We start from the raw sequence: 24052 nt of genomic DNA, 5'->3' as shown, positions 1-24052 counted from the left end.
CGTGCCCCGCTTTATATCGGCACTTAAGCCGTGTTTTCTGTGGTAACGCCTGAAGCCTTACCTTTATATGTATATGTATATGTTTTTGTTAATTCTTTCTCGCTAATACCTGATTCAGGGAACTGACTTCGGTTCGTTCCTCTGAACTCAGGCCGTGCGTCCTGGCTTTTGCAATCAAGGTTTCAAGCCGTTGCTCTAAAATCGAGTCATACAGGCTGGCTAACGTGGCACGAAATTCCTCTTCGACCATGTCCTCTACGATCATGTGGTTCCATGTCGCCAGAGTTTCAAGTTGTTGGTAGAACTTATTATCGCGATAAAGTTCCAGTAACTGGCCTGTCGTCAGCCCCGGCTGGGCTAAGCAAGTGGTTACTAACTCGCTGAACAGATCCAATCCTGGCTGCTTCGCTTGCTCCAATCCTTGCAGCGAGGGTATAAGTGTAGCCAGTTGTGGATTTTGTACCAGTAACCCTATAAGTATACGCATGGTTGTGCGTTTTAGCTGGGGCGCCTGATAGACATTGCTACTTTCTGCCTGTTTAGGCATCAGCTTTTCCAGCTGGCTGTCATCCAAAATCCCGAGCTTATTCCCTAGCTGCTGACGCAAATACATCCGTAACGTTTCACCGGGTACCTGGCGGATCAGCGGCAATGCCAGCATGCTCAATTTGGTGCGCCCGTCAGGGCTGCTCAAATCAACCTGCGGCATCAGCGAATCAAACAGGAAAGTGGATAGCGGCATCGCCTGCTCCATTCGTTGTTCGAACGCTTCTTTGCCTTCTTTACGTACCAGCGTGTCCGGATCTTCGCCGTCGGGTAAAAACATAAAACGCAGCTGACGGCCATCATTGAGATAGGGCAGCGCTGTTTCCAGCGCGCGCCACGCGGCTTCACGTCCCGCCCGGTCGCCGTCATAACAACAAACGACGTTATCGGTGCTGCGGAACATCAGCTGAATATGGTCAGCGGTCGTGGAGGTCCCCAATGAGGCAACGGCGTAATCAATGCCGAACTGCGCCAGTGCGACGACATCCATATACCCTTCAACGACCAGTAAACGCGCCGGTGTCGGGTGTTTTAACTGTGCTTCATACAGGCCATACAACTGGCGGCCTTTATGGAAAATTTCGGTTTCCGGTGAGTTGAGGTATTTAGGCGTACCGTCCCCCAAAACCCTGCCGCCAAAGGCAATCACGCGGCCACGTTTATCACGAATAGGGAACATCACCCGTTCGCGGAAACGATCATAGCTGCGGCCATTGTCATTGGTGACCAACATACCGGCGTCAATCAGAGACGCTTTATCATCGGCATTTTTGCCGAAACGCTTTAACGCGTTGTCCCAACCCGGTGGGGCGAAACCAATAGCGAAGTGACTGATGACGTCTTCACTCAAACCGCGCCGGGCAAGGTATTCCCGTGCGGGGGCACCTGCAGGCTGTTTAAGTGATTGCTGATAGAACTCGCTAAGCGGTGCCATCAACTGGTAGAGGCTTTGACGCTGATGACGCTCCATCTGGCTCGGACCGGTGCCTGCTTCGTACGGCACTTCCAAACCCTGCATTGTCGCCAGTTCCTCTATGCTTTCGACAAACTCAAGTCTGTCATAGTTCATCAGGAAATCGACGGCATTGCCGTGGGCACCACAGCCGAAACAGTGATAAAACTGCTTATCGCCATTTACGGTAAATGAGGGTGTTTTCTCATGGTGGAAAGGGCAGCACGCGTGATAATTTTTACCCTGTTTCTTGAGCTTTACCCGAGCGTCGATCAAATCTACGATATCGATGCGAGCCAGCAAGTCATTGATAAATACGCGCGGAATTCTCCCAGCCATAAGCCCCTTACTCACTAGCCTATAAACGAGAACAAGCCGCGCATTCCTTTCGGAAAGCACGGCCTTCGTATGCTACTACGCAGTCTGCGCGTTCTTAATATTGCAAATCACGCGATTTGGGGTTGCCCCCGAAGATTAATACAGACGAGTGCGGCGTGCGTTTTCGCGAGCCAGTTTCTTGGCGTGGCGTTTTACTGCAGATGCTTTAGCGCGTTTACGTTCGGTAGTCGGTTTTTCATAGAATTCACGACGACGAACTTCTGCCAGAACACCTGCTTTTTCGCAGGAACGCTTGAAGCGACGCAGAGCTACGTCGAACGGCTCGTTTTCACGTACTTTAATTACAGGCATGTGCCTCTCACCTCGATAAAATCGGTTTGTTTGCTGATGTTGTACCAGCACATTTCAAAATGGTGCGGAATTTTACTCCAATTCGCCTTGCCTTGTAAAGCATAACGGCAAATTGAAACAGGTGCCTTCAGCAACCCTTCTGCAACATTGTGCGCTCGCTTTTGCGTCGGGCGGCGATTATATACCAATCAATCGAAATTGCTCGACATTAATTGGCTTATGAAGCAAGGAATTCCTACTCCGGTGCAGCACGGGCGAAGCCTTGTGTGCTAAACTGCGCGCCGCGAGTTAGCGCCAAACTATGATGGAAAGAGTGATGCGAGTACTGGGTATTGAAACGTCCTGCGATGAAACCGGAATTGCAGTTTATGACAGCGAAGCCGGTTTATTAGCCAACCAACTGTATAGTCAGGTAAAACTGCATGCAGATTACGGCGGCGTGGTGCCTGAACTGGCTTCACGTGACCATGTACGTAAAACAATCCCTTTGATTCAGGCCGCACTGAAAGAAGCCGGACTGACCGCACAGGATATCGACGGCGTGGCGTATACCGCCGGTCCCGGTTTGGTCGGCGCATTGCTGGTCGGCGCAACCATCGGCCGTTCTCTGGCGTTTGCCTGGGATGTACCTGCGGTGCCTGTTCATCATATGGAAGGCCACCTGCTGGCACCGATGCTTGAAGATAATCCACCTGATTTCCCGTTTGTGGCGCTGCTGGTTTCCGGCGGGCACACGCAACTCATCAGCGTTACCGGTATCGGCGAATACACATTGCTGGGCGAATCCATTGATGACGCTGCCGGTGAAGCCTTTGATAAAACGGCTAAACTTCTGGGGCTGGATTATCCGGGCGGCCCGCTGCTGTCAAAAATGGCGGCTCAGGGTGTTGCCGGTCGCTTTACATTCCCGCGCCCGATGACTGACCGTCCGGGTCTGGATTTCAGCTTCTCCGGCCTCAAAACCTTCGCAGCCAATACTATTCGCGGTAATGACAGCGACCCGCAGACGCATGCTGACATTGCCCGTGCTTTTGAAGATGCCGTAGTTGATACGCTCGCCATCAAATGCAAGCGCGCGCTGGATCAGACCGGTTTTAAACAGTTGGTAATGGCCGGCGGCGTCAGTGCAAACCGCACATTACGCGCCAAACTTGAAGACGTGATGACCAAACGCGGTGGTAAAGTGTTCTACGCGCGTCCTGAATTTTGTACCGATAATGGTGCGATGATCGCCTACGCGGGTATGGTGCGGTTGAAAACCGGCGCTACGCCTGATCTCGGCGTAACCGTACGTCCGCGCTGGCCTCTTGCTGAGTTACCGCCAGTCTGAGCGGGGCTGCGGCTGTGTTGCTGCGTCGACCCGAAATGCTCACATACTTAAGTATGCTGAGCTGAAAAAAGCCATAAAAAAACGACCCGCTTGAGGTCGTTTTTTTTATGGTTGAAATCTGAGCTTATCTGCTATTCGGCTTTATCTTCTTTCGCCGCTTTGCGTTTCTTCTTCAGCTTATCCCAGATTTTGCCTTCCTGACCGCGCCACAGACGCTGAATATTATCGTGATGACGCAACAATATCAGACAGGAAAGCATGGCGACCGGGAAGGTGAACTCAGGTTTGAACCACCAGACGTAAAAAGGTGCGATCAGTGCGCTGACAATCGCGCCCAGCGAAGAATACCCGCTCAGCAGTACGGTCAGCAGCCATGTCCCCATCATCAGGCCGGTTAAGTCCCAGCCGATAGGGGCGATAGCGCCAAATGCCGTGGCAACGCCTTTGCCGCCTTTGAAGTGGAAGAATACCGGATAGATATGGCCCAGACAGGCCGCGATGGCGGTCAGCCCAAGGTACATCGGCGGAATATTCAGGCGATAGGCCAGCCAGACAGGCAGCATCCCTTTCAGGATATCGAAGATGAGAACTGACGCCGCCGCCAGACGACCACCGAGGCGCAGCACATTCGTGGCACCGGGGTTGCCAGAGCCCGCTGTGCGCGGATCCGGTAACCGGGCTACCCGGCAGACCAGAATCGCACTGGAAATCGAGCCGCAGAGGTAGGCGAAAATAATCATTCCAAGCGCGGTAGCACTCATAAAGCAGTTCCGTCTAATAAGGGTCGTTTTAATCGCAACATCCATGGATAATACGCATTTTCTGCTGGAAGTGGTATCCGGCTGGGCCAAAAACAGAGAATCACGTGATGGATATCGTATTTATTGAGCAACTAAATGTAATCACCACGATTGGCGCTTACGACTGGGAACAGACCATTAAACAGAAACTGGTGTTCGATATCGAAATGGCCTGGGATAACCGCAAATCCGCCGCCAGCGACGATGTGAATGACTGTTTAAGCTATGCCGACGTCAGCGATGCGGTGATTGAGCATGTGGCATCGCAAAATTTCGCGCTGGTAGAGCGTGTGGCTGAAGAAGTGGCATCATTACTCCTGACCCGTTTCAACTCGCCGTGGGTGCGGATTAAGCTCAGCAAGCCCGGTGCGGTGGCTCAGGCGGCCAATGTCGGCGTGATTATAGAGCGCGGAAAACGTTTTTAATCCTTCAATGGATACAATTTAAGAAATGCTTGTCTATTTAATGTCATATAGAAGCGTTAAAAGGAAAGTCCGGACAACCGGGCTTCCTTTACTGAAGCGGCTCAGCGTGATGCCGCTTTTTTGTTGTCGGTACTTTGAGCATGTTTTCCCATCAGCGGAAATTTCATAGGGTAGGGTGCGATAATGATCGTTGAAAGTCATTCGTTGCTTGTAGCAGCAATTTTGGGTGTTGTTGAAGGGTTAACTGAATTTTTACCGGTTTCATCTACCGGCCATCTGATCATCGCGGGAAATCTTCTCGGCTTTACCGGAGATACCTCGAAATCATTTGAAGTGGTTATTCAGCTGGGTTCGATTCTGGCTGTGGTGGTGATGTTCTGGCGTCGTTTGTTTGGCATGATTGGCTTGCACTTTGGCAAGCCGCCTGTTCATGAGGGCACGGGTAACCGTCGTCTGAATTTATTGCATATTATTTTAGGAATGATCCCGGCAACGATCCTCGGCTTACTGCTGCATTCGCAAATTAAGTCCCTGTTTGAGCCGAAGTTTGTCATGTATGCACTGGTCGTTGGTGGTGTTTTGCTGATTGCAGCCGAACTGCTGAAACCGAAAAAACCGCGTGCAGAAGGGGTGGATGACATCACTTATCTGCAGGCATTTATGATCGGTGTTTTCCAGTGTCTGGCGCTCTGGCCGGGGTTCTCTCGTTCAGGTGCGACCATCAGCGGCGGGATGTTAATGGGCATCAGCCGTTTTGCCGCGTCTGAGTTCTCTTTCCTGCTGGCGGTGCCGATGATGATGGGCGCGACAGCACTGGACCTGTATAAGAGCTACAGCTTCCTGACGATGGCTGATTTACCGATGTTCGCCACTGGTTTTATCAGCGCATTTATTGTTGCCCTGATAGCGATTAAAACCTTCCTGGCGGTGATCAAACGTATTTCCTTTATTCCGTTTGCCATCTATCGCTTCTTTGTTGCGATCGCGGTGTACTTCGTCTTTATCGCCTGATTATTGCTTCCTGTAAGCGATAAAAAAGCCCCGCTGGTTATTCACCGTGCGGGGCTTTTTTTATCAAGCTTTTCATGAAAATAAAAGCCTGAAATCTAAGGCAGCGCTTAAATCGCCACGTCCTGCGTTTGCTTCCAGTCCGCCAATGCCTGTATGCGACGCTTTTTCAGCTCATCGCGGATTTCTATTCCCTGAAAACCGGCATCCAGCACTTCTTTATTGGTAATGCTGTTCGCCACTTTGAAGGCCTCACGCAGATAATCACCTTGCGGGTAAGGATTGTTTTCAAAGGTTGTACGCCCGCGGGCGTCGGCTTCGCTGGTCATAATCATCTGCTCAAGCCGCTGCGGTTTACGCCACACATCTATGGTGTCGAACAGTTTTAACAGGGTTTCCGGACGCAGTTTGTTCACGGTATGAATCAGGTCATGGAACTCGGCCACCAGTTTGGCAAGATCACGTATATGCGTCGGGACTTTCAGGCGCTGGCAAATATTGTCCACCAGTTTAACTCCCGCCGGACCGTGGCCGTGATGAGCCGGCCAGAACTGCGGTGGTGTCAGCGCCTTGCCCAAATCATGGCACAGCGCAGAGAAACGCACATCCACTTCCGGCGTCAGCGTGCTGGCGATTTTCAGCGTCATCAGCGTATGAATACCGGTATCAATTTCCGGATGCCATTTTTCCGGTGCCGGAACGCCAAACAGCGCATCGATTTCCGGGAATAACACTTTGAGCGCACCGCAGTCACGCAGCACCTGGAAATACACTTGCGGATCCTGCGTCTGCAAGGCCTTCTCGGTTTCTTTCCACACACGTTCCGGCGTCAGGGCTTCGAGTTCACCGCTCTGCGCCATATGTTGCATCAGCGTCTGTGTTTCAGGTGCGACGGTAAAACCTAAATAGGCAAAACGTGCGGCAAAGCGGGCGACACGTAACACGCGTAGCGGATCTTCCCCGAAGGCGTCAGAAACATGGCGCAGCAGGCGTTGTTCGATATCGCGCTGTCCGTGATAAGGGTCGAAAAGCGCACCATCTTCACTCTTTGCTATCGCATTGATGGTCAGATCTCGGCGCATCAGATCCTGTTCCAGAGTGACATCCGGCGCGGCATAGCAGGTAAATCCGTTATAGCCGGAACCCGATTTTCGCTCAGTGCGGGCGAGGGCATATTCATCACGGGTACGCGGATGCAGGAAGACAGGGAAATCTTTTCCGACCTGCTGATAGCCATTTTCCAGCATGTATTCAGGCGTTGCGCCCACCACTACCCAATCGTGTTCAGACACAGGCAGGTTTAATAAACTGTCTCGGACTGCGCCGCCGACCAGGTAAATCTCCACGCGATAACTCCTGAAATAAGGCAAAGGGACTCTTTGTTCATCATAGCAAAGATGCGATGAAGATTTCCTGATTGATGGAAACACGAAAAGGCACCTAAGTGCCTTAACGGATAACAGGATTAATCAGGATGTTGAGCTGTTAGCTCATCCAGCGATCTTTCTTCCTGCGACGTGGGATCAGATGCGGTAACAGCAGACCCAGAACCAGACCTACACCCGCGACACCGCCGCCGTACATAAACCATTGCAGAATAATGGTTCTTTGTTTGTCGTCGAGCTGAACATTGACCGCGTCAACTTTCTTCTTCGCCACGATCAGCTGGTTTTTCAGATCCTGATTTTCTTTCTTCAGACCATTGATAATACCGTCGCTGGAAGAAACCTTGCTCTGCATTTCCGCAGTGCGCTGGTTCCAGCTGGAATCTATGTTGGTCAGCTTGTCAGTCAGCGTTTTCACCTGTTGCTCCAGATCCGGAACGCGGGTACGCAGGCTCGGCACATTGCTTAACTGATCCAGTGGGATCCAGGCTGTTTTGCCTTTTGAATCAACAATTTCACCGTATTTAGTACTGTCATTGACGCTGCGCAGGGTGACTTCTTCACCGGCATTCAGTGTGCCAACAATGCGATACTGATTACCCGGACCGCTGTGGATATAGGTGATCAAATCGTCGGAGATATAGCGCTTCTCATCAGCGTGAGCGCCCCATGTGATGCTTAAACCAAGCAAAGCGAAACCAATTAGGCGTAATTTCTGCATTATTTCATCGTTTCTTTGTGAATTTAGGGAACGTGAAGTGTGGATCCGTTTATCAGGATACGTCTTCTGGCAACCGCCTCTGTCTGGCCATTGCGCTAATTCAGAGTCAAAAGTTTGGTTCATAGACCAAAAGTTTGGTGACCGATAGTAAGGGCAACAGTGTGACGACGCAATGTATAAACCGGAATGAGAACTATCTTACAATCCCGCAACATGCGGCTTGCGGGCTGTGCTTATGATAGAATTGCAGCGACGCGTTTATCCCTTTTGGCAGCAAAGAATCGGTGTGAAGACTCCTATGACCGTAGAAATAGAATTAAAATTTATCGCCACCCCGGCCGCAATCGCCGAATTACCTTCGCAACTCGCTGGTTTTAACAGCGTGCACACCGCGCCTTCGAAACTGACCAACATCTATTTTGAGACTGCGGAAAACTATTTACGTTCGCACGATATTGGTCTGCGTATCCGTGGTTTCGACGATCAGTACGAAATGACCATCAAGACCGGCGGGAAAGTGGTGGGTGGTTTACATCAGCGCCCTGAATACAATGTCGAGCTGAAAAAGCCGGTGTTGAAGCTCAGCGCGTTCCCAAAAGATATCTGGCCGGAAGGGTGCAAACCTGCCGCACTGCAAAAAGAACTTGCTCCGCTGTTCCGTACCGATTTTACCCGAGAGAAGTGGGTGATCACTTACCGTGAAAGCGAGATCGAACTGGGTCTCGATCAGGGCGAAATCGTGGCCGGTGAGCTTTCTGAAGCGCTGGCAGAAATTGAGCTGGAACTGAAAAAAGGCAATACCGCCGATCTCCTGGCACTGGCTACGGAAATTAGCGTGCATGGCGGTTTACGTCAGGGCGGATTCAGCAAGGCAGCCCGCGGCTATCATCTGGCGAAAGGCAATCCGGCGCGTGAAATCAAACCGTTGCCGGTATTCAAAGCGCAGCCGAAAGCGACAGTTGAACAGGCGATGTCCGCTATGTTCGAACTGGCGCTGGATCACTGGCAGTATCATGAAGAACTGTGGGTGCGCGGGGATAAAACCGCGCGTCTGACCGTATTACAGGCTGTGGAAACCGTGCGCCAGGTTGTGGTGCTGTTCGGCGGCCTGGTGCCACGCAAAGCGTCTTCTGAGCTGCGAACCTTGCTAACCGATCTGGTGCCCGTACTGGAACAGAAATCTGCCGATGCGCAGGAAATCTGTTACAGCGCCAGCTATCTGAAGAGCAAGTTAGTGCTTACTTCCTGGCTGGCGACCTCAGGCTGGACGCCATTCATCGACGATAAATCGGCGAAGAAACTGGAAGGCTCCTTCAAGCGCTTTGCTGACATCATGCTGGGCCGTACCGCCGCAGATCTGAAAGAAGCGTTTGCACAACCGCTGACCGAAGAAGGCTACCGCGATCAGCTGGCGCGTCTGAAACGTCAGATCATCACCTTCCATTTGCTGGCCGGTGCCTACCCTGAAAAAGACGTTGCCACCTACATTGCCGGCTGGGCCGACCTGCAACAGGCAATCGTTCAGCAGCAACATGCCTGGGAGGATTCAGCCCGTTCCCACGCGGTGATGATGGATGCGTTCTGGTTAAACGGACAACCACGTTAATTGACTGATGAGCCTGGGCAAATTACCCGGGCTTTTTTTTGCAAGGAATCCGATTTCATGTTGCCACTTTCTTCTGTTTTGCAAATCCACGCGCAGAGTCTGCTTGAGCGCTGGCGTGAACACCCTGAACACCTACCGCTTCCCGATGATCAACAGCTGGCCATATTAGCCAGTAGTGAATTCGTCAAGGACAGCTTGCTGGTATTTCCACAGTGGTGGCATGAAATCAATGAGACCCCGCCTCAGTCTCAGGAATGGCAGCTATACCGTCCGTGGCTGGAAGAAGCACTGGCCGGGGTAAACGATGAAAACGGGCTGATGAAAGCGCTGCGTTTATTCCGCCGCCGTATTCTGACCCGCATCGCCTGGTCGCAATCCGCACAAACCAGCGAAGCGAAAGACACGCTTCATCAGCTGAGCGAGCTGGCGGAACTGCTGATTGTCAGTGCCCGCGACTGGCTGTACGACGCCTGCTGTCGCGAATTCGGTACCCCGGTGAATGCGGCGGGCGAACCGCAGCGAATGCTGATCCTCGGTATGGGCAAACTCGGCGGCGGGGAGCTGAATTTCTCTTCCGATATCGACCTGATTTTTGCCTATCCGGAAAACGGCCAAACCCGTGGCGGGCGCCGCGAACTGGACAATGCCCAGTTCTTCACCCGTCTTGGACAGCGGCTGATCAAGGCGCTGGATCAGCCGACTATCGATGGTTTTGTTTACCGTGTGGATATGCGTCTGCGGCCGTTCGGCGACAGCGGTCCGCTGGTGATGAGCTTCCCGGCTTTGGAAGATTATTATCAGGAACAGGGGCGCGACTGGGAACGCTACGCGATGGTGAAAGCGCGGCTGATGGGCGGCGCGGAAGACATCAGTAGCCAGGAACTGCGCAAAATGCTGATGCCTTTTGTGTTCCGCCGTTACATCGATTTCAGCGTGATCCAGTCATTACGTAATATGAAAGGGATGATCGCCCGCGAAGTCCGCCGCCGCGGATTGAAAGACAACATCAAACTCGGCGCGGGCGGGATCCGGGAAATTGAATTTATCGTTCAGGTCTTCCAGCTGATCCGTGGGGGGCGTGAACCCGCATTGCAGCAGCGTGCATTGTTGCCGACCTTGCAGGCGCTGGAAAATCTGGGCTTGCTGCCGGTCGAACAGGTGCTGCAACTGCGCACCAGTTATTTGTTCCTGCGTCGGCTGGAAAACCTGCTGCAGGCTATTTCCGATGAGCAGACGCAGACTTTACCGTCCGATGAACTGAATCAGGCGCGTCTGGCCTGGGGAATGGATTACGCCGGCTGGCCGCAGCTTCTGGATGCCATAAATGCTCACATGCAGGCCGTGCGTGCGGTGTTTAACGATCTGATTGGCGATGACACGCCGGACGCGGAAGACGATCAGCAACAGGCGCAGTTCAGCAGTTTGTGGATTGATGCGCTGGAACCTGCCGAACTGGCACCGCTGGTTCCCCTGCTCAATGAAAACGCGCAGCGCCATGTTTTGCAGCAAATTGCCGAATTCCGCCGGGACGTCGATAAACGCACCATCGGACCGCGCGGGCGTGAGCAACTGGATTTACTGATGCCGCGCCTGCTGGCGCAGGTGTGTACCTACAAAAATGCCGACGTGACACTTCAGCGCCTGATGCAACTGCTGCTGAATATCGTCACGCGTACCACTTATATCGAGCTGCTGGTCGAATATCCCGGTGCGCTCAAACAGCTAATCCGCCTGTGTGCCGCGTCACCGATGGTCGCGACGCAACTGGCTCGTCACCCGTTACTGCTCGATGAGTTACTCGATCCGCGCACGTTGTATCAGCCGATTGAACTGACCGCTTATCGCGATGAGCTGCGTCAGTATCTGATGCGCGTGCCGACAGAAGATGAAGAGCAGCAGCTTGAAGCTGTGCGGCAATTTAAGCAGGCACAGCATCTGCGTATCGCCGCCGGGGATATTTCCGGCGCGCTGCCCGTGATGAAAGTCAGTGACCATTTAACCTATCTTGCCGAAGCCATTCTCGACGTCGTGGTGCAGCAGGCGTGGGAACAGATGGTCGTAAAATACGGCCAGCCAACACATCTCGGGCACCGTGAGGGGCGTGGCTTTGCGGTGATTGGTTACGGTAAGCTCGGCGGTTGGGAGCTGGGTTACAGCTCGGATCTGGATCTGGTTTTCCTGCTCGATTGCGCACCGGAAGTCATGACCGACGGCGAGCGTGTTATCGATGGTCGCCAGTTTTATCTGCGGCTGGCGCAGCGCATTATGCATCTGTTCAGCACGCGCACGTCGTCCGGGATCCTTTATGAAGTCGATGCGCGCCTGCGGCCTTCCGGCGCGTCCGGCATGCTGGTTAGCACCATTGAAGCATTTGCCGATTATCAGGCCAATGAGGCCTGGACGTGGGAACATCAGGCGCTGGTGCGCGCACGCGTTGTGTATGGCGACCCGCAGCTGACACAGCAGTTTAACGCTACGCGCCGCGATATTTTGTGCCGCCAGCGTGATGACGAAGGGCTGCGAAAAGAAGTGCGCGAAATGCGAGAGAAAATGTATGCGCATCTGGGGAGCAAAAAGGCTGATCAGTTTGATCTGAAAGCCGATCCGGGTGGCATCACTGATATTGAATTCATTGCACAATATCTGGTCTTACGCTTTGCTCACGATGAGCCGAAGCTGACCCGCTGGTCCGATAATGTGAGGATTTTCGAGCTGATGGCGCAATACGACATCATGCCGGAAGAAGAGGCGCGAAATCTGACGCAGGCTTATGTCACGCTGCGCGATGAAATTCATCACCTTGCCTTGCAGGAACATAGCGGAAAAGTGGCCGCAGACAGCTTTGCGACGGAGCGTGCGCAAATCCGCGCCAGCTGGGCGAACTGGCTGGGCTAAGGGTTTTTATTCGGGTAACAGACGCTTGTGATATTATCCGGCGCATTGTGTTTACCCGATTTGATTTATCTGTTTTGGAGTCTTGGGATGAAAGTGACTTTGCCTGATTTCCACCGTGCCGGTGTACTGGTGGTCGGTGACGTAATGTTAGACCGCTACTGGTATGGCCCGACCAACCGTATTTCGCCGGAAGCGCCGGTACCGGTCGTGAAGGTAAATACTATCGAAGAACGTCCTGGCGGCGCGGCAAACGTGGCGATGAACATTTCGTCTCTCGGTGCTTCTTCGCGTCTGATCGGCCTGACCGGTGTGGATGACGCGGCACGCGCACTCAGCGAACGTCTGGCGGAAGTGAAAGTAAACTGCGATTTCGTGGCGTTATCCACGCATCCGACCATCACCAAGCTGCGCATTTTATCCCGTAACCAGCAGCTGATCCGTCTCGACTTCGAAGAAGGTTTTGAAGGCGTCGATCTCCAGCCGATGCTGACCAAAATCGAACAGGCCTTACCGCAAAGCGGTGCGCTGGTGCTGTCTGACTACGCCAAAGGCGCGCTGACAGAAGTACAGAAGATGATTCAGCTGGCGAGAAAAGCGGGTGTGCCGGTGCTGGTCGATCCTAAAGGTTCTGACTTTGAGCGTTATCGCGGTGCGACGTTACTGACGCCAAATCTGTCCGAATTTGAAGCTGTTGTCGGGCGTTGCAAAAACGAAGATGAAATCGTCGCGCGCGGTATGCAACTGATTGCGGATTTCGAGCTTTCTGCCTTGCTGGTGACACGTTCTGAACACGGTATGACGCTGCTGCAGCCGGGCAAAGCGCCTTTCCATATGCCAACGCAGGCGCAGGAAGTGTATGACGTGACCGGTGCCGGTGACACGGTGATCGGTACGCTGGCTGCGGCTCTGGCCGCCGGTAATACGCTGGAAGAATCATGCTTCCTGGCCAATGCTGCCGCGGGTGTGGTGGTCGGTAAACTTGGTACGTCTACCGTTTCTCCGGTTGAGCTGGAAAATGCCATCGGCGGGCGTTCCGACGTCGGTTTTGGCGTGATGAACGAAGAACAGCTGAAAGCGGCTGTAGCGATGGCGCGTCAGCGCGGCGAAAAAGTCGTGATGACCAACGGCATCTTCGACATCCTGCACGCAGGACACGTTTCTTATCTGGCGAATGCCCGAAAACTCGGAGATCGTCTGATTGTTGCCGTTAACAGCGATGCCTCGACCAAACGTCTGAAAGGCGAAACCCGTCCGGTGAATGCGCTGCAAAACCGTATGATCGTGCTGGGTGCGCTGGGCGCTGTCGACTGGGTGGTTTCTTTCGAAGAGGATACGCCACAACGTTTGATCGCCGGGATCTTGCCTGATCTGTTGGTCAAAGGCGGCGACTATAAGCCAGAACAGATCGCCGGTTGCCAGGAAGTCTGGGCGAATGGCGGTGAAGTGCGCGTACTGAATTTTGAAGATGGTTTATCCACTACCAAAATCATTAATCAGATAAAAGCGCAGGACTGATTTTAATATCGTTTTTTGTATGAAAGGGCTTATCTGATAAGCCCTTTTTCTTTTTGATGATTGGGTCAATAACACAAAACGGAAGTGACTTTGTTGTGAGCGGAATAACGTTGTGAGCGGATTAAAACAGGAATTGAGCCTGGCGCAGGGCGTCGGGTTGTTATCCACGTCGCTGCTGGGAACCGGTGTTTTTGCCGTGCCTGCGCTTGCGGCACAACTGGCGCAAAACGACAGCCTCTGGGCGTGGCCGGTGCTGATCCTGCTGGTTTTCCCGATTGCTATCGGCTTCGCCGCGCTGGGACGTCATTTCCCCAGCGCAGGCGGCGCTGCGCATTTTGTCGGGAAAGCATTCGGCCCGCATATGGCACGCGTCACCGGCTGGCTGTTTCTGTCTGTTATTCCGGTCGGATTACCGGCGGCACTGCATATCGCTGCCGGTTTCTGGCAGGCGGCATTTGGCTGGAGCAGTGAAAATCTTCTGCTGGTACAGCTCGCAACGTTGCTGGTTATCTGGTTTCTGGGCACACGCAGCGCCGGTTCGAGCGCCAACATCCAGACGCTGATTGCTTTGCTGGTCATCGCGCTGGTGATCGCTATCTGGTGGAAAGGGGGAATTTCTCTGCCTGAAATCCCATTGCCTGCGATCCGTGACGTTTCATCTGCAAACCTTTTTGATGCGCTGGCAGTGATGTTCTGGTGCTTTGTCGGTCTGGAAGCTTTTGCCCATCTGGCAACAGAGTTCCGCAATCCTGAACGGGATTTCCCGCGCGCTCTGCTGATTGGTATGCTGGTGGCGGGCGCCGTTTACTGGGGTTGTACTGTCGCGGTGCTGAAATTCCATGCGTGGGGAGAAGGGCGGGAAGCGGGCGCTTCGCTCCCCGGCATCGTTGTGCAACTGTTCGGGCAAAAAGCGTTGTGGGTGGCCTGCATCATTGGGTATCTGGCATGTTTTGCCAGCGTGAATATCTACACCCAAAGCTTCGCCCGGCTGGTGTGGTCGCAGGCCCAGCTCAGGCCGCAAAGCAAGCTGGCGCAGCTTTCGTCTCAGCAGGTGCCGGTTGCGGCGCTCAATCTGGTTGTCGGAAGCTGTATGCTCTTCACCTTACTGATTTACTGGCTGCATTTGCCGCTGGGGGCGCTGATCACTTACGCCAACGGTATTTTCATCCTGATTTATCTGCTCTGTATGCTGGCGGGTACGCGGCTTCTGAAAGGGCGTTCAAAATGGATGGCGATGCTGGGGGTGGTATTGTGCTGCGGATTGCTGGCGATGGTCGGCTGGAAAGCACTGTACGCCGTAGTGGTATTTACGGCGTTATCACTGCTGTTGCCCCGCGCTAAAGCGGTACTCAGCGCCAGATAAGCGCATGAGTACACAGTAAAAAGGCCTGCTCAGCAGGCCTTTTCTGTTTCAACTTATACGATCAGGCCGGATCTTGCGGTTTTGCCGCTTCAGCTTGTTTACCTTCCAGCGCCGCGAGACGTTGTTCCAGCACAGCCAGCTTTTCACGGGTGCGCAGTAAAACCTGCGTCTGAACGTCAAACTCTTCGCGATTGACTAAATCCATACGGCTGAACTGCGCCTGTAATACCTGACGGATTTTTTTTTCGGCATCTTCACCAAACTCACGGATCCCTTTAGGCATAGATTCGTGAACCTGGCGGGCAATTTGTTCAATTTTTTTCGGGTCAATCATGATTATTCCTTTTCTCGAAGGAGGTGCTTTCCCTTAGTGTAATCGCTGACGCCGTTTCTATAAACCATCAGTGGCACTAATTGGCCAATCCGCAGGATTGCTCTGCTCATTTATTGGCGCTATAGTTGTTTTGCTTATTCTCAGGGCGGGGTGAAAGTCCCCACCGGCGGTAAACCACGGAATATAGGAAGAATCATAATCTCTTCCATGTGGAAGCCCGCGAGCGCTCAATCCTTCGGGGTTAGAGGTCAGCAGATCCGGTGTAATTCCGGGGCCGACGGTTAAAGTCCGGATGGGAGAGAGTAACGATTCAAGCCGGGCACAACATTGTCCGCTGCGTTATTTTTTATAACTGTAGCACGCCATGCGGCTGCCGCAGCTAGCCTCCTCAAGACGCCCTGATTCTGGTAATCCACATACAAAACATGAGGTTATTTTTACCATGAATCAGACCCTACTTTCCGAATTCGGTACATCAGCTGAACGTGTTGAGCGTGCTCTTGACGCCATGCGTAACGGTGTTGGTGTGTTAGTACTGGATGACGAAGATCGTGAAAACGAAGGCGATTTAATCTTTGCCGCTGAAAACATGACTGTTGAGCAAATGGCGCTGACCATTCGTCACGGCAGCGGAATTGTCTGCCTCACCATGAACGAAGACAGCCGTAAAAAGCTGGACTTGCCGATGATGGTTGAGAACAACTCCAGCCCGTACCAGACGCCTTTCACCGTGACGATTGAAGCGGTTGAAGGCGTGACCACCGGGGTTTCTGCCGCTGACCGCATCACGACTATCCGTGCGGCAATCAAAGACGGCGCAAAACCTTCTGACCTGAACCGCCCTGGGCATATCTTCCCGCTGCGCGCGCAGGCAGGCGGCGTGCTGACCCGCGGCGGTCACACAGAGGCGTCCATCGATCTGGCGACACTGGCTGGCCTGAAGCCTTTCGGTGTGCTGTGTGAACTGACCAATGACGATGGCAGCATGGCGCATGCGCCTGAGGTCATTGTCTTTGCCCGTCAGCATAATATGCCGGTGGTGACCATCGCCGATCTGGTGGCTTATCGCCAGGCGCAGACCCGTCAGGCAAGCTAAATATAGACCGATCGTGCTTAACAGAAAGGCCGCTTATGCGGCCTTTTGCTTTTGAATCCTGCAATTTGTCTTTGGCACAATTTACCCCCTTTCTTCTTTTGATTTTTCTCATCAAATTTATTGAACATCTCCTTCATGGTTATCCGGCTGTAACCCGTAATCAAAAAGAGTACCGTAATGACATCACGCGGAGGCTGCTTTCGGCCCGCTCACTTTTATTTGCGGTAAGGAATTTATGATGACAACTCAACGTATGCCCGCACTTTTCTTAGGCCACGGCAGCCCGATGAACGTGCTGGAAGACAACATTTATACTCGTGCCTGGCATGCGCTGGGTGAATCATTGCCACGGCCAAAAGCGATTCTGGCGGTTTCTGCTCACTGGTTCACTCGCGGAACCGCAGTGACGGCGATGGAAAACCCGCGCACCATTCACGACTTTGGGGGTTTTCCGCAGGCACTGTTCGATAAACGTTATCCGGCACCAGGTTCACCGGCGCTGGCGAAACGGGTGCAGGAATTGCTCAGCCCGGTGAATGTGATGGCCGATACCAGCGAGTGGGGTTTTGACCACGGTACCTGGGGCGTGCTGATCAAGATGTATCCGGATGCCGATATCCCGGTTATCCAGCTGAGCATCGATGGCACGCAGCCGCCGGAATATCACTATGAGTTAGGCAAGAAACTGGCGATTCTGCGTGACGAAGGCGTGATGATTGTTGCCAGCGGGAACGTGGTGCATAACCTGCGCATGGTGAAATGGGACGGCAATGGCGAACCTTATCCGTGGGCGATTGCGTTCGAGAAATATGTGAAAGATAACCTGAGCTGGAAGGGCGATGCGAAAGATCATCCTCTGGTGAAGTTTATGGAACATGAAGGCGGCGCGTTATCGAATCCGTCTCCGGATCACTATCTGCCATTGCTGTATATTTTAGGCGCGTGGGATGGTGCGGAGCCAATTACTCAGCCGACTGACGGGATCGTAATGGGATCGCTTTCTATGCTTTCTGTTCAGGCAGGATAAAACATGAAAACAAAAGGATAATGAATTTCTTCATTATCCTTTTTTACGCGGTTTATCCGACAATCGTATGCGGATAGAAACGTGACAGATCCTGCGTGATCAGCGCTTTATCTTCGCGGATGCCGATACCGCAAGGTTGATCGTTGACCAGCCAGCTGCCGATCAGAGTATAACTGCCTTCAAACACCGGCAACGGATGGAACTGCTGCACGATCATGCCTTCTGCGCCATACGGGCCTTCAACGCTCGCCACTTCCTGACCTTTTTCGATCACTTTGATGTTAGCGCCTTCGCGTGAAAACAGCGGCTTCACGACGTAGTGATCCAGTTCAGGATGCGGGTCTTCGGCAAAATACGCCGGCAGCAGATTCGGATGATCCGGGAACATTTCCCATAAAAGTGGAAGCAGGGCTTTATTCGACAGAATGGCTTTCCAGGCGGGTTCCAGCCAGCGCACACCGGCATCTTCCAGCTTGGTGGCGAACACTTCACGGAACATGAACTCCCACGGATACAGCTTGAACAGGTTAGAAATGACCTGATCCTGCGTATCGGTGAATTGCCCGCGCTCGCCCAGACCAATTTCCTCGATAAACAGGAACTCGCTGGCCAGTTCGGCTTCCAGCGCGCAGTCCTGCAAATATTGCACGGTCCCGCGATCTTCTTCGGTGTCCTGACAGCAAGCGATATGCAGCAGAGAAAAACCATGTTCGTTTTTCAGCTCGGCAAAACGCTCGATCAGTTTTTCCTGCAAACTGTTGAACTGGTCAGCATCCTGAGTCAGGTTGCCCGCCGCGATTTGATCTTCCAGCCACAGCCACTGGAAAAAGGCCGCTTCATACAAAGAGGTCGGCGTATCGGCGTTATTTTCCAGCAGCTTAGGCGGATTCACTCCGTCGTAAGCCAGATCCAGACGTGAATACAGTGAAGGTTGTTGTGTGCGCCATGAACTACGGACAAAGTCCCAGACGTGTTTCGGGATCTGGAATTTCGCCATCAGTTTGTCGTCATTCACCACGCGCTCAACCACTTTCAGGCACATCTGGTGAATGTCAGCGGTGGCGTCTTCAATCTCTTCAATCTGCGCCAGAGTAAACTGGTAATACGCATCTTCACACCAGTAAGGCTCGCCATACATGGTGTGAAAATTGAAGCCAAACTCCGTGGCTTTTTCGCGCCAGTCCGGGCGCTCATTAATGGCTAAACGTTTCATCGGTATCTCTTAGCCACCCATGCTGCGGCCAGGGCTGCGTGTCGCGGCAGAAGAGCTGCGTTGCATCGAGGTTTGTTTGGCAACGCTGTCGCCAAAACCGCCACGGGTGATGGTGTTGGTAACGGCAGGTTTTGGTGCCATCGCCGTTTTAGGTACATTCATGGTACGGCCACCGGCAGTCGCAGGACCGTAGTTTTTACCGGTCGCATCCACGAATTTACCGTTTGCCGGGCTGGCAGGATTTTTTGAGCTGAACAGAGGCTGTTGCGCGTAGCCGCCACCGCTCATCATGCGTCCCATCATATAACCGGCCATCAGCGGCATCCACATGCTGCCACCGCTGCTCTGGTTTTCAGCTGTCGCAACACCTGCCTGAGCAGGAGCCTGAGTACACTGACCTTCGCCAAATTCAGCAATACAGTCTTCACGGCTGGCATATTTCGGCGCAGTTTTTGCCGCTTCCTGTTTGGCTGCATCGTAGGCGGCGACACATTGTGCGCTACCTGACGGATTGGCTTTCGAGCAGTCGTCCGCGTTCTGATACAGAGAAACTGTTTCGTCGGTTTTCTCGCAGCCGGCCAGCATAAAGACCGCACTGACTGCCAGAGCGACAGGAGTGATCCGAGAGCTACGCCATGATTTACGGAAGGTAGCTAAGTTGACTTGTTGTGTCCGTTTCATCGTTCTTATCCCATGTGTAGGGCTTTTTTGCCCTTTCCCAGTAGGGCCTAAGAATAGGGGAAAGTTGGTTAATGTTAAAGCAGCGACAGGCAATTGTTACGAGACTTTACAGAGCGGCGTGACACAGGCAAAAAAAAGCAGCCTTTTCAGGCTGCTTTAGTCGAAATTCGGGGGGCTTTTCAGGATCAGTTCTGGAAAGGATTACCGCTTTTCTTCGTGGTGTTCGCAGAGGTCGTTGCACTGGCTTTTTGAGCGCGTGGTGCAGGTGCTGCTGCGGTTTTGTTACCGTAACCGTCTGCTGCTGCATCCTGGTCTGGTGTTTCCGGCGCAACCTGATCAGGTGCAGTCGGAACCGGTTTGCCCAGAGCACCGTTCAGTGCCAACAGGTCGCTTTCGTTCAACGTACCCAGCGCTGATTTGATGTTCAGCTGATTGATCAGATACGTGTAACGTGCGCTGGAAAGCTGTTGTTTGGCGTTATACAGCGTGGTTGTCGCATCCAGCACATCAACGATAGTACGGGTACCCACCTGATAACCGGCTTCCATCGCATCTAAAGAACTCTGAGCAGAAACAACGGCTTGTTTATACGCGTTGATGCTGCTGATTGAGGCAGAGATGTTGTTGAAGGAAGAACGAACGGTCTGAACAACGCTGCGATGAGCACTTTCCAGCTGTTCGCTGGCGCCCACAAAGTTGTACTGAGCTTGTTTGACCTGAGAGGTCACCGAGCCGCCGCTGTACAGTGGCAGAGAGAAGCTCAGACCAATTTTGTTCTGGCCTGCATCGGCATCCTGATAGCTCGAAGCGCCACCCGTTTTATCGCCGTGATACTTGGTATTGCTGATGCCGGTAGAAGCAGTCAGGTCCACCGTTGGCATGTGGCCGGTCTCCGCATAACGGATTTGCTCACGTGCCAGATCCTGTGACAGACGCGCAGACAGCAAGCTCAGGTTGCGGCTTTCTGCTTCTTTCAACAGGGTTGAGACCGGTTGCGGACGCGTGGTGTTGAAGTTGTCGACATTCAGGGAAGACAGTTGCGGATAATACATACCGGTAACCTGACGCAGGGATTCGAGTGCGTTATCCAGGTTATTACGGGCAGTCACTTCGTTGGCCAAAACGGTGTCGTATTGTGAACGGGCGTTCTGCACATCGGTAATCGCGACCAGACCCACGTTAAAACGCTGAGTGGTTTGATCCAACTGGCGGTAAATAGCCTGTTTCTGCGCTTCGGTATAAGAGAGTGAATCGATCGCACTCAAAACGTTGAAATATGCCGTAGCGGAATTCAGGATCAGAGACTGCTGATCGGTCTGATATGACACATCCTGAATACCGGCAGTTTTTTCCTGCAAGGTCAGGGCGCGCCATTTTGACATATCGAAAATGGTCTGCGTTAATTGCAGACTGGCACTGCCAACATCGCTGTTAACGCCATTGGCATCACGATATCCATTGGTATATCCATAATCCGCACCCAAACCGAGTTGCGGTAATAAAGGACTGCGGCTTTCGTTGATTTTTTCGAATGCAGCATCCCGGTCAGCAGCAGATTTGCGCAGGTCCGGGTTACTTGTCCTGGCTTGCTGATAGACCTGCATCAGGTTTTCGGCCTGGCTTATCGTACTGAAGCCGCCCAGGCTGAGTCCGATGAGAAGGGGGAGCAGTTTCTTCATTTGCATTCCTTGTTGTGCAGCAATGTTGTTATGTATGGTGGCGCTGTCAAATTACCAATAGACGCGGATTCTAGCAGAGTCAGGCTAACGGGTTGGTTGGCTTAACGTGCCTTCCCGACTGAATGAGCCTAAATCTATCACAAACAACCTTGATTATTATTAACGCATTTTCATCAAATTGACCTCAAAGGGCGATAAATTACCTTTAAGAGGGATAAGGAAACATTCCATGTCTTCATTTAAACGGTCACCGGTTACTTTCGGCAAAGATGATGTAGAAATTATTGCACGTGAGACGCGATATAAAGGTTTTTTTTCTATTATTGCATATCGGTTTCGCCATCGGCTGTTTAATGGGGAAATGAGCGGTGAAGTTGTGCGCGAAGTTTTCGAGCGCGGACATGCGGCGGTACTCTTACCTTATGATCCGAAACGGGATGAAGTGGTGCTTATCGAGCAGATCCGTATCCCTGCACTGGATTCCAGTGATACCCCTTGGCTTCTGGAGATGGTCGCCGGTATCATTGAAGAGGGCGAGACAGTCGAAGATGTCGCCCGCCGCGAAGCACTCGAGGAAGCGAACATTGTGGTGAAGCGTTGCAAACCGGCTCTGAATTACCTGGCAAGTCCGGGCGGAACCAGCGAGCGCCTTTCTATTATGGTCGGTGAAGTCGATGCCACGACGGCAGAAGGAATTCACGGTCTGGAAGCAGAGAATGAAGACATCCGGGTACATGTGGTGAGCCGCGAACAGGCCTACCGCTGGGTGGAAGAAGGAGCGATAGACAATGCGGCGTCAGTGATTGCCCTGCAATGGCTGCAGCTGCACCATGAATCCCTGAGAAAAGAGTGGGCCAAATAATGATTAAGCGCTATACCCCTGATTTCCCTGAAATGATGAGATTGTGCGAAACCAATTTTGCACAATTGCGCCGTTTAATGCCACGCACCGATGAGCCTGGTGAAACCGTGACATATCAGGTGAGTAGCGCGACGTATTGCCTGACGATCCTCGAATCAACGCGTTATACCTCGCTGGTGGAAATAAAACAGACGGCTCCGGCTGTCAGCTACTGGAGCCTGCCTTCGCTCACCGTTCGTCTGTATCACGATGCGATGGTGGCCGAAGTGTGTGCAAGTCAGCAGATCTTTCGTTTCAAAGCACGCTATGATTACCCTAATAAAAAGTTGCATCAGCGTGATGAAAAGCATCAAATTAACCAGTTCCTGGCGGATTGGCTGCGTTATTGCCTTGCGCACGGAGCGATGGCAATTCCGGTTTGTTAGACAGACTTCAATAACAAAGGAAACGATTTGGAAAGCCTGTTTACACTGCCTTTGGTGAATGGGGCCAAAGTCAGGATTCTACAGATTACTGATACCCATCTCTTTGCCGGCGAAGATGAAACGTTGTTAGGCGTGAATACGTTTAACAGCTATCGCGCAGTGCTGGATGCGATTAAAGCCCAGCAGCGCGAAGTCGATATTATCGCGGCAACCGGTGACCTTGCTCAGGATCAGTCCGTGGAAGCCTACCATCAGTTTGCCCGCGGCATCTGCGAGCTGACCGCGCCTTGCGTCTGGCTGCCAGGTAACCATGATTTTCAGCCAGCGATGGTCAATGCCTTGCAGGATGCGGGCATTAACCCTTCCAAGCATGTTCTTCTCGGTGAGCACTGGCAGATAGTCCTGCTCGATACGCAGGTTTTTGGCGTGCCTCACGGCGAGCTGAGTGAGTATCAGCTGGAATGGCTGGTGCGCTGTCTGGAAGCGTATCCCGATCGTTTTACCTTGCTGATGCTCCATCACCATCCGCTGCCTTCCGGCTGCACGTGGCTGGATCAGCACAGCCTGCGTAATGCGCATATGCTGGCGAACACGCTGGCGAATTACCCGAAAGTGAATACGCTTTTGTGCGGTCATATCCATCAGGAACTGGATCTCGACTGGTATGGACGTCGTCTTTACGCGACGCCATCGACCTGCGTACAGTTCAAACCGCATTGCACTAATTTCACAATTGATACCGTTGCGCCGGGCTGGCGCTATCTTGATTTATATCCGGATGGCCGTGTGGAAACTGAAGTCTTCCGTCTGGAAACCAGTGAGTTTCATCCTGACACGGAGTCGGACGGCTACGAATGAACACCTTACTTTATCTGCACGGATTTAACAGTTCGCCCAACTCAGCCAAAGCCACGTCTTTAAAAAACTGGCTGGCGGTTAATCATCCTCATATTGATATGGTTATCCCGCAGCTGCCGCCTTATCCGGCGGATGCGGCTGAGCAACTGGAAACGCTGGTTATCCAGAATGCCGGTAAAAAACTGGGGATTGTCGGCTCGTCACTTGGCGGGTATTACGCCACCTGGTTGTCACAATGTTTTGCCGTACCGGCGGTGGTGGTGAACCCGGCGGTCAAGCCGTATGAGCTGCTGATCGACTTCCTCGGGCAAAACGAGAACCCCTACACCGGACAGCAATATGTGTTAGAGTCACGCCACGTTTACGATCTGAAAGTGATGCAGGTCGAACCGCTGGAGTCGCCGGATTTACTCTGGTTACTGCAGCAAACGGGCGATGAAATTCTCGATTACCGTCAGGCTGTGGCGTATTACACCACCTGTCGCCAGACGGTCGAACCCGAAGGAAATCATGCATTTGTCGGCTTTGAGCGTTATTTTTCGCCGATTGTAGATTTCCTTGAGCTGGCCGCAGACTAACATCGTCAGGGTGATTTTATCCCCGGATTTATCGCGTCTGCTTGCTGCCAGTCCTGATACCCG

The 24052-nt window shown here is 52.7% G+C and carries 22 protein-coding genes and 1 riboswitch; of the genes, 13 read left to right on the top strand and 9 right to left on the bottom strand.

What is annotated here, in order from left to right:
* Positions 1 to 88: 88 nt before the first annotated feature.
* Both dnaG and rpsU read right to left on the bottom strand, forming a co-directional pair.
* The gene (gene dnaG / locus J1784_RS16055; protein ID WP_217150075.1) at positions 89 to 1837 is read right to left on the bottom strand and encodes a DNA primase; all 1749 of its coding nucleotides are present in this window, start codon (positions 1835 to 1837) and stop codon (positions 89 to 91) included.
* 135 nt (positions 1838 to 1972) lie between these two features.
* Positions 1973 to 2188: a 30S ribosomal protein S21 gene (gene rpsU / locus J1784_RS16050; protein WP_001144069.1), complete on the bottom strand. Its 216-nt coding sequence runs from the start codon at positions 2186 to 2188 to the stop codon at positions 1973 to 1975.
* Between the two features lie 316 nt (positions 2189 to 2504).
* Between rpsU and tsaD the strand changes: the two genes are divergently transcribed.
* On the top strand, positions 2505 to 3518 hold the full coding sequence (gene tsaD / locus J1784_RS16045; RefSeq protein WP_112286728.1) for a tRNA (adenosine(37)-N6)-threonylcarbamoyltransferase complex transferase subunit TsaD: 1014 nt from the start codon (positions 2505 to 2507) through the stop codon (positions 3516 to 3518).
* Between the two features lie 131 nt (positions 3519 to 3649).
* Here the strand turns inward: tsaD and plsY are convergent, their stop codons facing one another.
* The gene (plsY, locus tag J1784_RS16040; RefSeq protein WP_217150074.1) at positions 3650 to 4279 is read right to left on the bottom strand and encodes a glycerol-3-phosphate 1-O-acyltransferase PlsY; all 630 of its coding nucleotides are present in this window, start codon (positions 4277 to 4279) and stop codon (positions 3650 to 3652) included.
* A gap of 107 nt (positions 4280 to 4386) precedes the next feature.
* Here plsY and folB point away from each other — a divergent pair, with 107 nt between their 5' ends.
* Entirely contained in the window at positions 4387 to 4743 is a 357-nt protein-coding gene (gene folB / locus J1784_RS16035; protein ID WP_217150073.1) for a bifunctional dihydroneopterin aldolase/7,8-dihydroneopterin epimerase, read from the top strand.
* A 186-nt stretch (positions 4744 to 4929) separates the two neighbouring features.
* Complete coding sequence (gene bacA / locus J1784_RS16030) at positions 4930 to 5754, top strand: undecaprenyl-diphosphate phosphatase (RefSeq protein ID WP_217150201.1); 825 nt, start codon at positions 4930 to 4932, stop codon at positions 5752 to 5754.
* 107 nt (positions 5755 to 5861) lie between these two features.
* Here the strand turns inward: bacA and J1784_RS16025 are convergent, their stop codons facing one another.
* Both J1784_RS16025 and J1784_RS16020 read right to left on the bottom strand, forming a co-directional pair.
* A complete protein-coding gene (locus J1784_RS16025; RefSeq protein ID WP_217150072.1) occupies positions 5862 to 7097 on the bottom strand; it encodes a multifunctional CCA addition/repair protein in 1236 nt (411 codons plus the stop codon).
* A gap of 139 nt (positions 7098 to 7236) precedes the next feature.
* Positions 7237 to 7857 (bottom strand): TIGR04211 family SH3 domain-containing protein, encoded by a 621-nt coding sequence (locus J1784_RS16020; protein WP_112286724.1) that lies wholly within the window; start codon positions 7855 to 7857, stop codon positions 7237 to 7239.
* A gap of 298 nt (positions 7858 to 8155) precedes the next feature.
* On the opposite strand from J1784_RS16020, the gene J1784_RS16015 reads away from it, so the two are divergent.
* The 4 genes from J1784_RS16015 to yjeH all read left to right on the top strand — a co-directional run bounded on the left by J1784_RS16015 (position 8156) and on the right by yjeH (position 15236).
* Entirely contained in the window at positions 8156 to 9463 is a 1308-nt protein-coding gene (locus J1784_RS16015) for a CYTH and CHAD domain-containing protein (RefSeq protein ID WP_217150071.1), read from the top strand.
* A gap of 57 nt (positions 9464 to 9520) precedes the next feature.
* Positions 9521 to 12358, top strand: coding sequence for a bifunctional [glutamate--ammonia ligase]-adenylyl-L-tyrosine phosphorylase/[glutamate--ammonia-ligase] adenylyltransferase (glnE, locus tag J1784_RS16010; RefSeq protein ID WP_217150070.1), 2838 nt, complete (start codon positions 9521 to 9523; stop codon positions 12356 to 12358).
* Positions 12359 to 12445: 87 nt separating this feature from the next.
* Entirely contained in the window at positions 12446 to 13873 is a 1428-nt protein-coding gene (hldE, locus tag J1784_RS16005; protein WP_217150069.1) for a bifunctional D-glycero-beta-D-manno-heptose-7-phosphate kinase/D-glycero-beta-D-manno-heptose 1-phosphate adenylyltransferase HldE, read from the top strand.
* 112 nt (positions 13874 to 13985) lie between these two features.
* A complete protein-coding gene (gene yjeH / locus J1784_RS16000) occupies positions 13986 to 15236 on the top strand; it encodes an L-methionine/branched-chain amino acid transporter (protein ID WP_217150068.1) in 1251 nt (416 codons plus the stop codon).
* Positions 15237 to 15297: 61 nt separating this feature from the next.
* Here the strand turns inward: yjeH and ubiK are convergent, their stop codons facing one another.
* Positions 15298 to 15570 carry a ubiquinone biosynthesis accessory factor UbiK gene (ubiK, locus tag J1784_RS15995; protein ID WP_120133201.1) on the bottom strand — a complete coding sequence of 91 codons (273 nt, stop codon included), beginning with the start codon at positions 15568 to 15570 and terminating at the stop codon, positions 15298 to 15300.
* A gap of 132 nt (positions 15571 to 15702) precedes the next feature.
* Positions 15703 to 15878: riboswitch (FMN riboswitch) on the top strand.
* Between the two features lie 134 nt (positions 15879 to 16012).
* Here ubiK and ribB point away from each other — a divergent pair.
* A complete protein-coding gene (gene ribB, locus J1784_RS15990) occupies positions 16013 to 16666 on the top strand; it encodes a 3,4-dihydroxy-2-butanone-4-phosphate synthase (RefSeq protein WP_217150067.1) in 654 nt (217 codons plus the stop codon).
* A 238-nt stretch (positions 16667 to 16904) separates the two neighbouring features.
* Positions 16905 to 17693, top strand: a complete 789-nt coding sequence (ygiD, locus tag J1784_RS15985) for a 4,5-DOPA-extradiol-dioxygenase (protein WP_217150200.1) — start codon at positions 16905 to 16907, stop codon at positions 17691 to 17693.
* A gap of 52 nt (positions 17694 to 17745) precedes the next feature.
* On the opposite strand, the gene J1784_RS15980 is transcribed toward ygiD, so the two are convergent.
* The 3 genes from J1784_RS15980 to tolC form a co-directional block, all read right to left on the bottom strand.
* Complete coding sequence (locus J1784_RS15980; RefSeq protein ID WP_217150066.1) at positions 17746 to 18906, bottom strand: glutathionylspermidine synthase family protein; 1161 nt, start codon at positions 18904 to 18906, stop codon at positions 17746 to 17748.
* A gap of 9 nt (positions 18907 to 18915) precedes the next feature.
* Positions 18916 to 19587, bottom strand: coding sequence for a DUF1190 family protein (locus J1784_RS15975; protein ID WP_217150065.1), 672 nt, complete (start codon positions 19585 to 19587; stop codon positions 18916 to 18918).
* Positions 19588 to 19772: 185 nt separating this feature from the next.
* Positions 19773 to 21272, bottom strand: coding sequence for an outer membrane channel protein TolC (gene tolC, locus J1784_RS15970; RefSeq protein WP_274387331.1), 1500 nt, complete (start codon positions 21270 to 21272; stop codon positions 19773 to 19775).
* Positions 21273 to 21495: 223 nt separating this feature from the next.
* Between tolC and nudF the strand changes: the two genes are divergently transcribed.
* From nudF to yqiA, 4 genes are read left to right on the top strand one after another with little or no spacing between them, the layout of a single operon-like run.
* On the top strand, positions 21496 to 22128 hold the full coding sequence (gene nudF / locus J1784_RS15965) for an ADP-ribose diphosphatase (protein WP_217150063.1): 633 nt from the start codon (positions 21496 to 21498) through the stop codon (positions 22126 to 22128).
* A complete protein-coding gene (locus tag J1784_RS15960) occupies positions 22128 to 22553 on the top strand; it encodes a DUF1249 family protein (protein WP_095923552.1) in 426 nt (141 codons plus the stop codon). The genes nudF and J1784_RS15960 overlap by 1 nt, the downstream gene beginning before the upstream one ends.
* Positions 22554 to 22580: 27 nt before the next feature.
* Positions 22581 to 23411, top strand: a complete 831-nt coding sequence (gene cpdA, locus J1784_RS15955) for a 3',5'-cyclic-AMP phosphodiesterase (protein ID WP_217150062.1) — start codon at positions 22581 to 22583, stop codon at positions 23409 to 23411.
* Positions 23408 to 23989 (top strand): esterase YqiA, encoded by a 582-nt coding sequence (yqiA, locus tag J1784_RS15950; protein ID WP_217150061.1) that lies wholly within the window; start codon positions 23408 to 23410, stop codon positions 23987 to 23989. Before cpdA ends, yqiA begins: the two co-directional genes overlap by 4 nt.
* The last annotated feature ends 63 nt before the right edge of the window (positions 23990 to 24052 follow it).

Origin of the sequence: Rahnella ecdela (assembly GCF_019049625.1) — a bacterium.
GTDB lineage: Bacteria > Pseudomonadota > Gammaproteobacteria > Enterobacterales > Enterobacteriaceae > Rahnella > Rahnella ecdela.
Note: the sequence above shows the minus strand (reverse complement) of the source record. Positions and strands in the feature narration are given on the sequence as shown.

Bases quoted from the DNA above. Each gene is read 5' to 3' on its own strand.
- dnaG (WP_217150075.1), bottom strand. From the start codon at position 1,837: ATGGCTGGGAGAATTCCGCGCGTATTTATCAATGACTTGCTGGCTCGC.
- rpsU (WP_001144069.1), bottom strand. From the start codon at position 2,188: ATGCCTGTAATTAAAGTACGTGAAAACGAGCCGTTCGACGTAGCTCTG.
- tsaD (WP_112286728.1), top strand. From the start codon at position 2,505: ATGCGAGTACTGGGTATTGAAACGTCCTGCGATGAAACCGGAATTGCA.
- plsY (WP_217150074.1), bottom strand. From the start codon at position 4,279: ATGAGTGCTACCGCGCTTGGAATGATTATTTTCGCCTACCTCTGCGGC.
- folB (WP_217150073.1), top strand. From the start codon at position 4,387: ATGGATATCGTATTTATTGAGCAACTAAATGTAATCACCACGATTGGC.
- J1784_RS16020 (WP_112286724.1), bottom strand. From the start codon at position 7,857: ATGCAGAAATTACGCCTAATTGGTTTCGCTTTGCTTGGTTTAAGCATC.
- J1784_RS16015 (WP_217150071.1), top strand. From the start codon at position 8,156: ATGACCGTAGAAATAGAATTAAAATTTATCGCCACCCCGGCCGCAATC.
- glnE (WP_217150070.1), top strand. From the start codon at position 9,521: ATGTTGCCACTTTCTTCTGTTTTGCAAATCCACGCGCAGAGTCTGCTT.
- hldE (WP_217150069.1), top strand. From the start codon at position 12,446: ATGAAAGTGACTTTGCCTGATTTCCACCGTGCCGGTGTACTGGTGGTC.
- ubiK (WP_120133201.1), bottom strand. From the start codon at position 15,570: ATGATTGACCCGAAAAAAATTGAACAAATTGCCCGCCAGGTTCACGAA.
- ribB (WP_217150067.1), top strand. From the start codon at position 16,013: ATGAATCAGACCCTACTTTCCGAATTCGGTACATCAGCTGAACGTGTT.
- ygiD (WP_217150200.1), top strand. From the start codon at position 16,905: ATGACAACTCAACGTATGCCCGCACTTTTCTTAGGCCACGGCAGCCCG.
- J1784_RS15980 (WP_217150066.1), bottom strand. From the start codon at position 18,906: ATGAAACGTTTAGCCATTAATGAGCGCCCGGACTGGCGCGAAAAAGCC.
- J1784_RS15975 (WP_217150065.1), bottom strand. From the start codon at position 19,587: ATGAAACGGACACAACAAGTCAACTTAGCTACCTTCCGTAAATCATGG.
- tolC (WP_274387331.1), bottom strand. From the start codon at position 21,272: ATGCAAATGAAGAAACTGCTCCCCCTTCTCATCGGACTCAGCCTGGGC.
- nudF (WP_217150063.1), top strand. From the start codon at position 21,496: ATGTCTTCATTTAAACGGTCACCGGTTACTTTCGGCAAAGATGATGTA.
- J1784_RS15960 (WP_095923552.1), top strand. From the start codon at position 22,128: ATGATTAAGCGCTATACCCCTGATTTCCCTGAAATGATGAGATTGTGC.
- yqiA (WP_217150061.1), top strand. From the start codon at position 23,408: ATGAACACCTTACTTTATCTGCACGGATTTAACAGTTCGCCCAACTCA.